This window comes from Micromonospora carbonacea (assembly GCF_014205165.1).
GTDB lineage: Bacteria > Actinomycetota > Actinomycetes > Mycobacteriales > Micromonosporaceae > Micromonospora > Micromonospora carbonacea.
The window spans coordinates 4,128,041-4,142,378 of record NZ_JACHMZ010000001.1 but is presented as its reverse complement, the minus strand read 5'-3'; the positions used below and the strand labels follow the sequence as shown (position 1 = coordinate 4,142,378).

Genomic DNA, 14,338 nt, shown 5'->3' with positions numbered 1-14,338 from the left:
GGGCCGGCTCGGCATCAGCGCGCCGGCTGCCAGCCGAGCAGGGGGCCCAGCCGGGTCGCGATGTCGGTGAGCAGCTGCACGTAGTCGGCGTGGTCGAAGGTGAAGGGCAGCGCGAAGGCCACCTCGCCGACCTCCCGGAACGCGGCGAGGGAGGCCAGCTCCTCGGCGATCCGCTCGGCCGGCCCGATCAGGTCGCGGGCGTAGACCATCCGCTGCGGCCCCTGCGGCGACGTCGTCCGGGGGAGACGTCGCCGGACGTACTCCTCGTAGCGGGCGCGTTGCCCGGCGGTGGCGCTGTCGGTGGGAACGACCACCAGCCCCTGCGACACCCGGGCGGCGGGACCGTCCGGGTGGTGGGCGCGGTACGCGCGGATGTGGGCGAGCTGGATGTCGTCGAAGTCGGTGGACTCCTCGGCCTTGACCACGCTGCTGGTCAGCAGGTTCATGCCCTGCTCGCCGGCCCAGCGCGCCGACCGGAGGCTGCCGGCGCCGTACCACATCCGGTGGATCAGGCCGGGGGAGTGCGGCTGCACGCGGCGGGAGTACGCCTCGAACCCCTCGACGCCGTCGACGTCGCCGGCCGGCTCCCCGCGGACGAGGTCGAGCAGCCGGCGGACCCGGGCGTGGCCGAAGTCCTCGGCGTCGCCGGTGTCCGGGTACAACGCGTGCCGCACCCGGTCGTAGTGCATCGGCGGGCCCACGCTGACCCCCGGGTTCAACCGGCCGCCGGAGAGGACGTCCACCGTGGCCAGGTCCTCCGCGAGGCGCAGCGGGTTCTCCCAGCCGAGCGGGGTGACCGCGGTGCCGAGCTCGATGCGGCGGGTGCGCTGCGAGGCCGCCGCGAGCACGGCGACCGGCGAGGAGATGCCGAACTGGAGGTGGCGGTGGCGCACCCAGGCGCTGTCGAAGCCGAGCTGCTCGCCGAGCTCGATGAGGCTCAGCGTCGACTCGTGGCCCGCCCGGGGGTCCGCCTCGTCGAAGAGGCCGATCGTGAGGAAGCCGAGCTTGTGCAGGGACACCGGGGGCTCCGTCGCTGGTGGGAGAGGACGCCACCACGATAACCCCCCTGGGTCATGGGAAATGGGCGGCCGGTGGTGACTGCGTCGCCGGGGTTTCGGTGCGATGCTTCGACGGGAGACCATGAGCGACTACGCCGGCCGGACGCCCGTCCCGGCCGAGTGGGGAGAGTCATGACCGGCGAGTTCACCGGACTGACCGCCGTGGTGACCGGCGGCGCCTCCGGCATCGGCCTGGCCACCGCCCGCATGCTCGCCGGGCGGGGGGCGGCCGTCGCGTGCCTCGACCTGGACCCGTTCGGGCTGCCGGCCCCGCTGCACGGCCTGCGCTGCGACGTCACGAGCGACCCGTCGGTGACCGATGCCGTCGCCGCCGCGGCCCACCACCTCGGCGGCATCGACATCCTGGTGAACAACGCCGGGGTCGGCGCGCAGGGGTCGGTCGAGGCGAACCCGGCCGACGAGTGGCACCGGGTCTTCGACGTCAACGTGGTGGGCATCGTCCGGGTCACCCGGGCGGCCCTGCCCCACCTGCGGGCCTCCGCCTGCGCGGCCGTCGTCAACACCTGTTCCATCGCGGCGACCGTGGGCCTGCCCGAGCGGGCGCTCTACAGCGCCACGAAGGGCGCCGTGCAGGCGTTGACCCTCGCCATGGCCGCCGACCACGTCGCGGAGGGGATCCGGGTCAACTGCGTCAACCCGGGCACCGCCGACACCCCCTGGGTGCGCCGGCTGCTCGACTCCGCCGCCGACCCGGCCGCCGAGCTCACCGCCCTGCGGGCCCGCCAACCCATGGGTCGACTGGTCGCCGCCGACGAGGTCGCCGCCGCGATCGCCTACCTGGCCAGCCCGCTGGCGGCCTCCACCACCGGGACCATGCTCGCCGTCGACGGCGGCGTGCACGGGCTGCGCGTCCGGGCGGCCGACGCCGGCGGCTCCCCGCCGGGCGCCCACCCCCGATCCGGCACCGAGGAGACGGCATGAGGACCACCCGCCTGGGGCGCTCGTCGGCCCCGGTGACCGCCGTGGGGTTCGGCGCGGCCGGGATCGGCAACCTGTACCGGGCGGTCGACGACGACACGGCCCGCCGGGCGGTCGAGGCCGCGTGGCAGGCCGGCATCCGCTACTACGACACCGCCCCGCACTACGGGCTGGGCCTGTCGGAGCGCCGGCTCGGCGCGGCACTGGCGGGCCGGCCCCGCGCCGAGTTCACGGTCTCCACGAAGGTCGGCCGGATCCTGGTGCCGTCGCCGCGGACCGCGCACCTGCGCGACGACGCCGGCGGGTTCGACGTGCCCGCCGACCACGTGCGGCGCTGGGACTTCAGCGCCGACGGGGTACGCCGGTCGCTGGAGTCCAGCCTCGCCCGGCTCGGCCTCGACCGGGTGGACGTCGTGCTGATCCACGACCCCGACGACCACTGGCGGCAGGCGGTCGACGAGGCGTACCCGGCCCTGCACGAGCTGCGCGACGCCGGTGTGGTGGGCGCGATCGGCGTCGGCATGAACCAGTGGCGGATGCTGGAGCGGTTCGTCACCGACACCGACGTCGACGTCGTGATGCTCGCCGGCCGTTACACCCTGCTCGACCAGTCGGCGGCGCGGACGCTGCTGCCCCGCTGCCGGGAACGGTCGGTCGGGGTGCTCGCCGCCGGGGTCTTCAACAGCGGCATCCTCGCCACCGAGCCGCCGGGCCGGACCTACGACTACGGGCCGGCGCCGGAGGCGACGTACGCCAGGGCGGTGCGGATCGCCCAGGTGTGCCGCGCGCACGGGGTGAGCCTGCCGCAGGCGGCCCTGGCCTTCGTGGCGCGGCATCCCGCCGTCGTCTCCGTGCTGTTCGGCGCGGCCGACGCCGAACAGGTCGCGCGCAACGCGCGCCTCGCCGCCGCGTTGGTGCCCGAAGCCCTGTGGGATGAGCTGCTGGCCGAGGGACTCGTCGACCCGTGACCCGCTCCGTCGCCGGTCGCCCGCGCCCCGCCGGGCTGAGCACCGGCCGGACCCAGGTGCCCGGTCGACGTCTCCGTCGAAGACCCGACCCGTCCCCCGGAGAGAAACGGAGCCCCGATCACCATGGCTGAGCACGTAGTCGTCATCGGCGCCGGCGTCTACGGTGCGGCGGTGACCGCCGCGCTGACCCGGCGCGGCGCCCGTGTCACCGTCGTCGACGCGGCGGCGCCGGCCTCCGGCGTCTCCGGCGCGACGTTCTCCTGGACCAACTCCTGCGGCAAGCAGCCCCGGGCGTACCACGACCTGAGCGTCGCGGGGATGGCGGCACACCGCAGGCTGGCGGCCGAGGCGCCACTGAGCGACTGGTACCACGAGGGCGGCAACCTGGAATGGGCCGACGACGAGGCCGGGCGCGCGAAACTGCGCCGGAAGGTCGACGGCGTCCTCGACTACGGGTACGAGGCGCGCTGGCTCACCCGGGCGCAGGCGCTGCGCCTGGAGCCGGACATGAGCCCCGCCGAGCTGCCCGACGACGGGATCGCCTACTTCCCGCAGGAGGGCTGGATCGAGCCGACCCGGCTGGTCGGCCACCTGCTCTCGACCTCGGTCGTCGCCGGCGCGGAGCTGGTGCGCGACGACGCCGTCACCGGCATCGAGGTGACGGACGGCCTGGTCCGGTCCGTGCGCCTCGCCTCGGGGCGGAGGATCGTCGCCGACGCGGTCGTGAACTGCGCGGGGCCGGGGGCCGCCCGGATCGCCGGCCTGGCGGGGCTGGCCCTGCCGATGCGCAACACCCGGGGCGTGCTCGTCTACACGTCCCCGGCCGCGGTCGCGGTGTCCCGCGTCGTCCACGCGCCCGGTGTGCACCTGCGCCCCGACGGCGGCGGCCGGCTCCTGCTGCACACCCACGAGATCGACGACGCGGCGCACCTCGACGACGACGGCCGGACCAGCGTCGAGCAACCGGCGGTCGACAGGGTGCTCGCCGCCGGCCGCGCGTTGTACCCGGGGATGCGGCACGTGGTCGTGGAGAGCGTGCGGGTCGGCGAGCGCCCCATCCCCGGTGACGGCCTGCCGGTGCTGGGTCGCGTGGTCGACCTGCCCAACTTCCACTTCGCCGTCTCGCACAGCGGGGTGACCCTGAGCGTGCACGCCGGTGACCTGGTCGCCGCCGAGGCACTCGGCGAGAACCGGGACGACGCCCTGGCCGCGTTCCGGTTCGAGCGGCTCTGACCCGTCGGCCAGCCCCGGCGTCCCGTCGGTCACCGCCTCCTCGCCGATCAGGACGACCAGCGGGTCGGCCGGGTGGTCGCGCATCTCGTCGACCAACGCCTCCAGCACCTCGGCGGCGCCCTCGGCGTGGACGTGCTCGACGACCAGCACCCCGCCCGGCGCGTCGCCGGCCACCGACACCCGGACCACCTGGCCGGTCGGCACCAGACCCAGTTCGGACAGCGCCGCGGCGTAGTGCCGGGCGTACTCGGTGCGGCCGTCGCCCCGGCGGCCGGTGATGACGACGTTGCCGGCCCGGCCGATCGACCGGCGACGGCCGTGCAGCCGGCAGAGCTCCACCAGGGTGGCCGCAGCGGCGTCGCGCACGCTCCCGTCGCCGACCAGCTCGCCCATCCGCCGCCAGCCGTGGGTCGCGTCGACCGCGCCGGCCGGGTCGGCCGCCGCGTCCGGCACGGCGTCGGCCGGCATCGGCAGCTCGTCGAGCAGGGCCAGCTCCGGCCCCAGGTCGGCCGCGGTCAGCCGGTTGAGGGGGACGTCCCGGCCCGGCGGCAGGGCCGCCAGCCGGGACGCCTGATTGTTGATCATCGCCTCGAACAGCTTGCGGGCGACCCGGCCGTTGCCGAACGTCGGGCCCTTCGGCACCCGCTCGAAGTAGCGGGTCACGGCGTCCTGGGCGTCGTCGGTCAGCTCGTAGTAGTGCTTGGCGCACAGGTTCGACGTGATGGCGACCAGCTCGTCGACCGAGTAGTTCGGGAACTCGACGGTCCGGGTGAACCGGGAGGCCAGGCCGGGGTTGGAGTCGAGGAACCGCCCCATCAGCTCCGAGTAGCCGGCGACGATGACGACCAGCTCGTCGCGGTGGTCCTCCATCATCTTCATCAGCGCGTCGATGGCCTCCTGCCCGAAGTCGGGCCCGGAGCCGCCCGAGCCGGCGGAGAGCGTGTACGCCTCGTCGACGAACAGGGCCCCACCCAGCGCCCTGGTGACCAGCTCGGTGGTCTTGATCGCGGTCGACCCGATGTACTGCCCGACCAGGTCCGCCCGGGCCGCCTCGACCAGGTGCCCCTTGGTCAGGACGCCGAGCTCGGCCAGGACCGAGCCGTAGAGCCGGGCCACCGTGGTCTTGCCGGTGCCCGGCGGGCCGGCGAAGGCGAGGTGCCGGCTCATCGGCGGCATCGGCAGGCCCATCCGCGGGCGTCCCGCCGCAGATCAGGTCACGATCGCCTTGTCGCCAGCTCTGGACAGTTCATTGCCGGCACGTTACGGTTCCCACATTCTATTGAATCCAGAATGTAGAACCGGGTGGAGGTGCAGGCGATGGTGATGGCGACCTCCCGCGCGGCGATCGTCACCGGCCCCGACGGACCGGTGGAGATCCGTGAGTACCCGGTGCCCACACCGGGGCCGGGCGAGGCGGTGATCCGGGTCGAGCTGTGTGGCATCTGCGGCACCGACGCCCACGTCTTCCACGGCCGCCTGCCCAGCATCACCTTCCCCGTCCTGCTGGGTCACGAGATCGTCGGCACCATCGCCGCGCTCGGCCCCGGCCTGGACCGGGACTTCGCCGGCCGGCCGGTCACCGTCGGCGACCGCATCGGGGTGTTCCCGGCGGCCAGCTGCGGCACCTGCTACGAGTGTGTGGTGCTGCGCCGCCCCGGGCAGTGCCGGCGCCGCCCCCAGTCGTACGGCTTCAAGTCGCCGGTCGACGTCGGATCGGCGCTCAGCGGCGGGTTCGCCGAGTACCTGCACCTGGCCAACCCCTGGACGGTCTTCTACCGCACCGAGCTACCGCCCGAGGTCGCGATCCTCGCCGAACCCATGTCGGTGGCCCTGCACGGCATCCACCGGGCCGGCGTCGGGCTCGGCTCCACCGTGGTGGTGCAGGGCGTGGGCGCCATCGGCCTGATGGTCGTCGCCGCCGCGCGGGCCGCCGGAGCCACGCGGGTGGTCGCCGTCGACAGCAATGCCAGCCGCCTCGCCCTCGCTGCCGAGATGGGAGCCGACTCGGCGATCGACATCGGTACGCTCGATCCCGGCACGTCGCGGCACGCGGCCGTACGGGGCGTGCTGGGCGGGACCGGAGCCACCGCCGTGCTCGGCTGTAGCGGCTCCCCGGCCGGATTCGCCGAGGCGATCGGCTACGTCGCAGACGGCGGCACCCTCGCCGAGCTGGGCAACTTCACCGATCGCGGGCCGATCGCGTTCAACCCCTACAGCGATCTGGTCCGGCGGGACGTCACCATCACCGGCGTCTACGGTGCCGGTCCGGACATGCAGGCGCGTTACCTGCGCGCCCTGGAGATCCTTGAGCGGGGCGGCCCGTCCTGCGCCCGGGTGGTCTCGCACCGTGTCCCGCTGCGGGACGTGGAACTGGCACTGCGATCGATCAGCACGGGCGGTCGACTCTACGGGAGTGACGTCGTGAAGATCGCCGTCGACGTGTCCCGGTAGGCGGCAACCGGGCGACAGCCGGGGCGCAACACCCATCCCCCACCGAAATACCACTCCCTTGAGAGGGGCTACCTGTGCACAGCCTTTTCCGTGCCACGCACGGCACGACCCGTAGAGCGCTCCTGGCGGGCGGCCTGGCCGCCACGGTGGCGATGTCCCTCGCGGCCTGCGGCTCCGGTGACGACGACAGCATCACCGGCGGTGGTGTGGGCACCGCCGAGAAGCCGGTCTCCATCCGGATGATCGCCAACGACGCGTTCGCGCGCCAGTGGCAGGAACAGATGGTGCCGGAGTTCAACAAGGCCTACCCGAACATCAAGGTCACCATCGACGGCGTGCCCTACGGCGACCTGCTCGCCAAGGAGATGCTGGAGCTGACCGCCCCGGAGCCGACGTACGACATCGTCGTCGCCGACGACCCGTGGATCCCGCAGCTGGCCAAGACCGGCGGCCTGGCCGACCTCAAGGGCGACCTGGGCGCGTTCACCAAGTCCGACTACGACTGGGACGACTTCAACGCCGCGCCGCTGGCCGCCGGCGAGTGGCAGGGCAAGCAGTACGCCGTGCCGCTGCGTTCCAACCTGCTGCTCATGTTCTACAACAAGACGCTCTACGCCAAGGCCGGGCTGCCCGAGCCGACGCCGGCCCTGACCTGGCAGCAGTACCTGGAGCAGGCGCCGAAGCTGGTGCAGGACACCAACGGCGACGGCAAGACCGACGCCTGGGCGGTGGGCACCTACTTCACCCGGGACCCGCTGACCCCGACGATCTGGCAGACCATCCTCAACAGCAACGGCGGCCAGATCCTCGACGACGACAACAGACCGGCGTTCAACACCCCGGCCGGCGTCGCCGCCCTGCAGACCCACGTCGACCTGCTCAAGTACGCCCCGCCCGGCGCGGCCACCTACCAGTTCAACGAGCCGCTGGAGGCGTTCCGGCAGGGCAAGACGGCCACCATGTTCATGTGGGGCAGCGTCTACCGGGGCACCGCCATCGACCCGAAGACCACCACGCTGAAGCCGGAGGAGGTCGGCATCCAGGTGATGCCGGTCGGCTCGCTCGGCGCGGGTGCCCACCGGGGCATGTGGACCGGCGCGGTGGCGAAGAAGAGCAAGCAGGCCGAGGCCGCCTGGGCGCTGCTGCAGTGGCTCTCCTCGAAGCAGGGCGAGAAGTGGCAGGTCAACACCCTGGGTGTCTTCCCGGCGCGCAAGTCGACCCTGTCGTCCACCCCCGAGCAGGCCTGGCTGACCCCGGTCTTCAAGGCCATCACCGACGGCTACGCGGCGGTCGAGAAGGGCAAGATGTGGCGGCCGAAGCTCCCCGAGTCCGATGCCATCCAGCAGATCCTGGCGACCCAGCACAGCCTGGCGATCTCCGGGCAGGTCACCCCGGCCCAGGCGTTGCAGAACGCCGAGGACGAGATCAACAAGTTGTTGAAGTCCAAGGGCTACTGAGCGCGGAGCATCAGGTGCCTATCACGACTCAGACGGCGGCGGGGAGCGCGAGCGCGCCCCCCATCGCCCCGGCGGTGCCGTCCCCCCGACGCCGGCCGATCGGCCACCGCCTCCGGGACCTCGGCAGCCGGTGGCTGTTCCTCGCCCCCGCGCTGGCGATCCTGGTGGCGGTGCTGGCCTACCCGCTCTTCTACACCGTCCAGATCAGCTTCTCCGAGCTGGACCTGGCCACCTTCACCCCGGCCAGGAACGTCGGATGGCTCAACTACCGCACGGTCCTCGACGATCCGGGATTCCTCAACTCGCTGAGGGTCACCGGCGTCTACCTGGCCTTGGCGCTGCCGTTGCAGATGGTCCTCGGCTTCGGCATCGCCTTCCTGCTCAACGTCGAGTGGCGTGGCCGGGGGGTGCTGCGGTCGCTCTTCCTGATCCCGATGGTGGTCGTCCCCGTGGTCGCCGGTGGCGTGTGGAAGATGCTGCTCGACCCGATGTGGGGCTTCGTCAACTACCTGCTCGGCCTGGTCGGTCTCGGCCCGGTCGACTGGTTGGCCGACCCCACCCTGGCGATGGTGAGCCTGGTGCTGATCGACACCTGGCGGTGGACGCCGTTCGTCGTGCTCATCGCCTCCGCCGGGCTCATGTCGCTGCCCGGTGACGTGTTCGAGGCGGCCCGGGTCGACGGCGCGGGCTGGTTCGCCACCCTGCGCAGGATCACCCTGCCGCTGCTCGCCCCGGTGATCCTGGCCGCGTTCATCGTGCGGTGGCTCGGCGCGGTGAAGATGTTCGACATCGCCCTCGCCGCCACCAAGGGCGGGCCGGGCCAGGCGACCGACGTGGTCAACCTCTACATCTACGAGAAGGCGTTCCGTGGCCTCGAGTTCGGCACGGCATCGTCGATGGCGACCCTCGTGCTCGCCATCACCATGCTGCTGACCTTCCTGTTCCTGCGGCTCAACCGGTTCCTGGAGAAGCGATGGTGACGACGACGGCGGCGCTTGCCACCGGCCGCGGCCGGTCCCGACACGGCCGGCTCGGCCGCAGAATACGCATCGGCGGCGCGGTCGCCGCGACGGTGGTGTTCCTGTTCCCGGTGCTGTGGATGATCAGCACCTCGCTGAAACTGCCCCGGGACATCTTCGCCAGCCCGCCCCGCTGGTTCAGCACCGTCACCTGGGAGAACTACACCAGCTACTTCGCGCAGGCCGACATCGGCCCCCGGATGGTCAACACGGTGATCGTCGCGGTCGGCGCGGGCCTGCTGTCGATCACCGCCGGGTCGATGGCCGGGTACGCGCTGGCCCGGCTGCCGATCCGGGGAGCCGGGCTGATCGGTGGTCTGATCCTCGCCTCGCGGGGCGTGCCACCGATCGCGCTGGCCGTGCCGATGTTCCTGGTCGCCCGCCGGTTCGACCTCACCGACCGGCACATCACGTTGATCCTGGCGTACTGCACCTTCCTGATCCCGTACGTGATGTGGCTGATGCGCTCGTTCTTTCTGGGCCTGCCGAAGGAGCTGGAGGAGTCGGCGATGCTGGACGGCGCCTCCCGGCTCGGCGCGTTCTTCCGGATCATCGTGCCGTGCAGCCTGCCCGGCCTGATCTCGACGCTGATCTTCAGCATCATCCTGGCCTGGGAGGAGCTGCTGTTCGCGCTGGTGCTGACCAACCGGGACGCGGCGACGATCCCGGTCGCCATCGCCGGGATGGCGGCCGACACCGAGCAGGGCGCGATGTGGGGACCCCTGACCGCGGTCGGCACCCTCACCGTCATCCCGGTGGTGGTGTTCGCGCTGCTCGTGCAGAAGTGGCTGATCAAGGGTCTGGCGGAGGGCGCGACCAAGGGCTGAGGCCCGAGGTCGCCCCCGGAGAAGGTGGCGGAAAGCATGAAGATTCGGGACGTCCGCGCCTCGCTGGTGGAGATCCCCTATCCACGGCCGTTCGTGCCGTCCTGGGCGCCGGAGGGGGAGCACCGGACGATGGCGGCCGTTATCGTCGAGGTGGAGACCGACTCCGGCGTGGTCGGGGTCTCCGGCGGCGACATGGGGCACGGATCCGGCCCGTTGCTGCTCGCCACGATCCGGGACGTGCTCCGGCCGCTGCTGGTTGGCCACGACCTGTTCGCCACCGAGCACATCGCCAACCGCCTGCGCTACACCGCGCAGTACTTCTTCCCCCGCCCTTGGGTGGTCGGCGTGGCGGTCTGGGACGCGGTCGGCAAGGTCTGCGGCCGGCCGCTCTACCAGCTCTGGGGCGGCACCGCCGACGAGATCCCGGCGTACGCCAGCTTCGGCGAGGTGCGCGACCCGGCGCGGCGGGTCGACGACGCGCTGGCGGCGGTGGCGGCCGGCTTCCGCGGCATCAAGCTGCGCGTCCACTCGGCGACCGTGGCCGAGGACCTGCGTCAGGTCGCGGCGGTGCGGGAGGCGGTCGGACCGGACGTCATGCTGGCGGTGGACGCCAACCAGGCGGCCTCCCGGTGGCGGTACGCCCCGGACGGCAGCCGGCTGATCTGGACGTACGAGCGGGCGCTGACCACCGCCCGGGAGCTGTCCGACCTGGATGTCGCCTGGCTGGAGGAGCCGCTGCCCCGGCACGACTACCAGGCGCAGCGCAGGCTGACCGCGGCCGCGCCGGTGCCGATCGCCGGCGGCGAACACAATCGGGGCTTCGCCGAACTGGTCCGGCTGTTGGAAGATGACTGCTTCGATATCTACCAGCCCGACGCCAACGAGAGCGAGGAGATCCATGCCCTGCGGCAGTTCGGGACCATGGTCGCTGCCCGGCACCGGCGGATCATCCCGCACGCCTGGGCGACCGGGCTGGGCATCGCGGGCAACCTCCAGCTCTGCGCGTCCCTGCCGTCCTGCGAGTGGCTGGAGTACCCGTTCGACCCGCCCGTCATCGTGCCGGAGGTCTTCCAGGTGATGCTGGCCGAGCCGCTGTTGCCCGACCCGGCCACCGGCGCGGTGCGGGTGCCGACCGCGCCCGGCCTCGGCGTCACCCTGGACCGGGCGGCGATCGACCGGCTGACCGTGCAGAGAGTGTGAGGGGACACCGGTGACCACCGAGACCTTCCAGATGAAGTCCGACATCGCCATCAGCCACATCAAACAAATGATCATGTCGGGTGACGCCCCGCCGGGCAGCCGGATCGTCGCCCGGGTCGTCTCCGAGGCGCTGGGCATCAGCGAGACCCCGGTCCGGGAGGCGATCAAGTCGCTGGTCGCCGACGAGTGGCTGGTGTTGCGTCCGCACGTCGGGGCGGTGGTGGCGAGCGTCGGCCTGGACAACATCCAGGAGGTGTACGGCATCCGGGGGGCGCTCGGCGGGCTCGCCATCGAAATCGGCGGCGCGGCCTACCCGGCGGAGCGGCTCGCCGAGATAGACGCCGTGCTGCGCGCCTGCGAGCCGGTGGTGGCCGCCCGGGACGTCGACGCGTTCTCCACGCTCAACCGGCAGTTCCACGCGCTGCTGTCGGACACCCCGCAGACGACGGTGATCAACCGGATGCTGACCTCGCTCTGGTCGCGCACCGAGGGGGCCAAGTACGGCTTCCGCTTCGTGCCGTGGCGACTGGCCGAGTCGCACGCCGAGCACGTCGCGATCCGGGACGCGATCGTGGCCGGAGATTTCGCCCGCGCCGCGCGGCTCGTCCGGGAGCACGAGCAGGCGGGCATGGAGGCGCTGCTGCAAGGCATGCAGCACCAGACCGAACCGCGGCCGACCGGCCGCCGACAGGAGACCGTATGAGTGACGTGGGACGGGCCTACATCGACGGCGAGTGGTGCGAGCCGGCCGGCGGGGCCGTGTTCGAGGTGCGGGAGCCGGCCACCGGCGCCGTGCTCGGCACGGTGGTCGACGCCGCGGCCGCCGAGGCGAGGGCGGCGGTCGAGGCGGCCGGCCGGGCCCTGGCCGGGTGGCGGGCGCTCCCGGCCCACCTGCGGGCCGAGAAGCTGCGCGCGGTCGGCGCGGTGCTCAGCCGGCGGGCCGACGAGATCGCCCGGACGATGACCCGGGAGCAGGGCAAGCCACTGGCAGAGGCGCGGGCCGAGGTGCTCTCGGGCGCCGAGCACCTGCTCTGGTCGGCCGAGGAGACCCGCCGGTTGTACGGCGAGACGGTGCCGTCCACCTCGGCCAGCTCGCGCATCTGGCTGCTGCCGGAACCGGTGGGCGTGGTCGCCGCGATCACCCCCTGGAACTTTCCGCTGTCCATGGTGACCCGCAAGCTCGGTCCGGCGCTGGCCGCCGGGTGCCCGGTGGTGCTGAAGCCCTCCGAGCTGACCCCGTTCTCCGCGCTCGCGGTGGCCGAGGCGTGCGCCGAGGCGGGTCTGCCGCCGGGCGTGGTGAACGTCGTGCCGACCACCCGGCCGGCCGAGGCGGCCGAGGTCTTCATGGCCGCGCCCGAGGTGCGCAAGGTCTCCTTCACCGGATCCACCCGGGTCGGCAAGCTCCTGATCGCGGCCAGCGCGCCGGACGTGAAGCGGATGTCGGTCGAGCTGGGCGGGCACGCCCCCGTGCTGGTCTTCGCCGACGCCGACCTGGAGAAGGCGGCGGCGGGCGTGGCCCGGGCCAAGTTCTACAACGCCGGGCAGGCGTGCACCTCGCCCAACCGCATCTTCGTCCACTCGTCGGTGGCCGGGGAGTTCGGCCGGCTGCTGGCCGCCCGCACGGCGGCGCTGCCGGTGGGCGACGGGCTGGCCGACGGCACCCGGATCGGCCCGCTGATCAGCTCGGCGGCCGTGGACAAGGTCAGCGCCCACGTCGCCGACGCGCTGGGCCGGGGGGCGCGGGTCCTGACCGGCGGTGACCGGCCCACCGACGGGCCGTACGCCGGGGGCAGCTTCCACTCCCCGACGGTGCTGGCCGGGGTGACCGACGAGATGCTGGTCAGCACCGAGGAGACCTTCGGGCCGGTCGCGCCGCTGTTGACCTTCGAGTCCGACGAGGAGGCGGTGGCCCGGGCCAACGCCACCCCGTACGGCCTGGCCTCCTATCTCTGGAGCCGGGAGCTGTCCCGGGTGATGCGCACGGCCGAGGCGCTGCGCTTCGGCATGGTCTCGGTCAACGGCGGCAGCTTCGCCGCCCCGCAGGGGCCGTTCGGCGGGATCAAGGGCAGCGGGTACGGCCGGGAGGGCGGCCACCACGGCGTCGAGCACTACCTCGACTACAAGTACCTGGCGGTGGAACTCGATGGATGAGCGACTTGCCCGCGACCACCTGACCCACGAGCGGGAGATCACCGACCGGGTGGACCTGTGCCTGCCCGACGGTCGGCTGAACCTCGACGCGGTGGGCTGGACCCGCCGGCCGCTGCACCGGGCGAACCTGCGCGGCTGGGGCCGCAACAAGCGGTTCGAGTACTGGTGCGTGACCACGCCGACCCACCTGGTCGCGGTGAACGTCTCGCACGCCGACTACCGGGTCACCTACGCCGCGTTCTTCCTGGACTTCGCCACCGACCGGGCGATCCAGGTCGCCGAGCGCCACGTGCTGCCGACGGGTGCGCCGATGCCGGCGGTGTCCGGCGAGGGCTGGGTGCGGGCCCGGGGCCGGCGCATCGCCCTCGGGTTCGACGAGACCGCGTCCGGCACCCGGTTGCGCGCCCGCTCCGACCGGCTCTCGGTCGATCTGGAGGTGGACCGGCCCGACGGGCACGAGTCGCTGGGCGTGGTGGTGCCGTGGGACGACCGGACCTTCCAGTACACCCGCAAGGACAACTGCCTGCCGGCGCGGGGGCGGGTGGTCGCCGACGGGCAGGCGTACGAGTTCGACCCGTCGACCGCGTACGCCACGCTGGACCACGGTCGGGGCCGGTGGCCGTACTCGATCGTGTGGAACTGGGGCGCGGCCAGTGGCCGGTGCGGCGGCCGGGAGATCGGCCTACAGATCGGTGGCAAGTGGACGGTCGGCACCGGGATGACCGAGAACGCGATCCGGGTGGACGGCCGCCTCCACAAGATCGGCGACGAGTTGACCTGGTACTACGACAGCCACGACTGGCTGGCTCCGTGGCGGATGGTAGGCCGGCGGGTCGACCTGACCTTCACCCCGTTCCACGACCGGGCCGCCTACAGCAGTTGGCTGGTGGTGGAGAGCGCCGAGCACCAGGTGTTCGGGCACTACTCGGGTCACGTGGTGACGGACGAGGGCGAGCGGGTTCCGGTCGACGGGCTGCTCGGCTGGGCCGAGGAGGTCCGGCGCCGATGGTGACGCCGAGCTCTGCCGACAGACAG

Annotated in this window: 12 protein-coding genes and 1 pseudogene; 11 read left to right on the top strand and 2 right to left on the bottom strand. The window is 72.7% G+C overall.

Translation table 11 applies throughout. The features are described 5' to 3' along the window. Positions 1-14 precede the first annotated feature (14 nt). Complete coding sequence (locus tag HDA31_RS17590) at positions 15-1,019, bottom strand: LLM class flavin-dependent oxidoreductase (RefSeq protein WP_246384573.1); 1,005 nt, start codon at positions 1,017-1,019, stop codon at positions 15-17. Positions 1,020-1,190: 171 nt separating this feature from the next. On the opposite strand from HDA31_RS17590, the gene HDA31_RS17585 reads away from it, so the two are divergent. The 3 genes from HDA31_RS17585 (at position 1,191) to HDA31_RS17575 (ending at position 4,198) form a co-directional block, all read left to right on the top strand. Next, positions 1,191-2,000, top strand: coding sequence for an SDR family NAD(P)-dependent oxidoreductase (locus HDA31_RS17585; protein ID WP_178064351.1), 810 nt, complete (start codon positions 1,191-1,193; stop codon positions 1,998-2,000). Then, a complete protein-coding gene (locus HDA31_RS17580; protein ID WP_178064352.1) occupies positions 1,997-2,965 on the top strand; it encodes an aldo/keto reductase in 969 nt (322 codons plus the stop codon). Before HDA31_RS17585 ends, HDA31_RS17580 begins: the two co-directional genes overlap by 4 nt. A gap of 123 nt (positions 2,966-3,088) precedes the next feature. After that, positions 3,089-4,198, top strand: a complete 1,110-nt coding sequence (locus tag HDA31_RS17575; protein ID WP_178064353.1) for an NAD(P)/FAD-dependent oxidoreductase — start codon at positions 3,089-3,091, stop codon at positions 4,196-4,198. Here HDA31_RS17575 and HDA31_RS17570 read toward each other — a convergent pair. Next, positions 4,136-5,395: pseudogene (locus HDA31_RS17570) on the bottom strand (AAA family ATPase); the annotation flags it as partial. The gene HDA31_RS17575 and the pseudogene HDA31_RS17570 sit on opposite strands and share 63 nt — an antisense overlap. 120 nt (positions 5,396-5,515) lie before the next feature. Here HDA31_RS17570 and HDA31_RS17565 point away from each other — a divergent pair. The 8 genes from HDA31_RS17565 to HDA31_RS17530 all read left to right on the top strand — a co-directional run bounded on the left by HDA31_RS17565 (position 5,516) and on the right by HDA31_RS17530 (position 14,315). After that, positions 5,516-6,649, top strand: a complete 1,134-nt coding sequence (locus HDA31_RS17565; protein WP_178064354.1) for a zinc-dependent alcohol dehydrogenase — start codon at positions 5,516-5,518, stop codon at positions 6,647-6,649. A gap of 74 nt (positions 6,650-6,723) precedes the next feature. Further along, positions 6,724-8,106, top strand: coding sequence for an ABC transporter substrate-binding protein (locus HDA31_RS17560; RefSeq protein ID WP_219825032.1), 1,383 nt, complete (start codon positions 6,724-6,726; stop codon positions 8,104-8,106). 14 nt (positions 8,107-8,120) lie between these two features. Then, positions 8,121-9,086, top strand: a complete 966-nt coding sequence (locus HDA31_RS17555) for a carbohydrate ABC transporter permease (RefSeq protein ID WP_219825033.1) — start codon at positions 8,121-8,123, stop codon at positions 9,084-9,086. Then, a complete protein-coding gene (locus tag HDA31_RS17550; protein WP_178064355.1) occupies positions 9,080-9,952 on the top strand; it encodes a carbohydrate ABC transporter permease in 873 nt (290 codons plus the stop codon). Before HDA31_RS17555 ends, HDA31_RS17550 begins: the two co-directional genes overlap by 7 nt. Before the next feature lie 36 nt (positions 9,953-9,988). Further along, positions 9,989-11,152 carry a mandelate racemase/muconate lactonizing enzyme family protein gene (locus HDA31_RS17545; RefSeq protein WP_178064356.1) on the top strand — a complete coding sequence of 388 codons (1,164 nt, stop codon included), beginning with the start codon at positions 9,989-9,991 and terminating at the stop codon, positions 11,150-11,152. Between the two features lie 10 nt (positions 11,153-11,162). After that, a complete protein-coding gene (locus HDA31_RS17540; protein ID WP_178064357.1) occupies positions 11,163-11,855 on the top strand; it encodes a GntR family transcriptional regulator in 693 nt (230 codons plus the stop codon). Then, positions 11,852-13,303, top strand: coding sequence for an NAD-dependent succinate-semialdehyde dehydrogenase (locus HDA31_RS17535; protein ID WP_178064358.1), 1,452 nt, complete (start codon positions 11,852-11,854; stop codon positions 13,301-13,303). The genes HDA31_RS17540 and HDA31_RS17535 overlap by 4 nt, the downstream gene beginning before the upstream one ends. Continuing rightward, a complete protein-coding gene (locus HDA31_RS17530) occupies positions 13,296-14,315 on the top strand; it encodes a DUF2804 domain-containing protein (protein ID WP_178064359.1) in 1,020 nt (339 codons plus the stop codon). The genes HDA31_RS17535 and HDA31_RS17530 overlap by 8 nt, the downstream gene beginning before the upstream one ends. Positions 14,316-14,338: the final 23 nt, after the last annotated feature.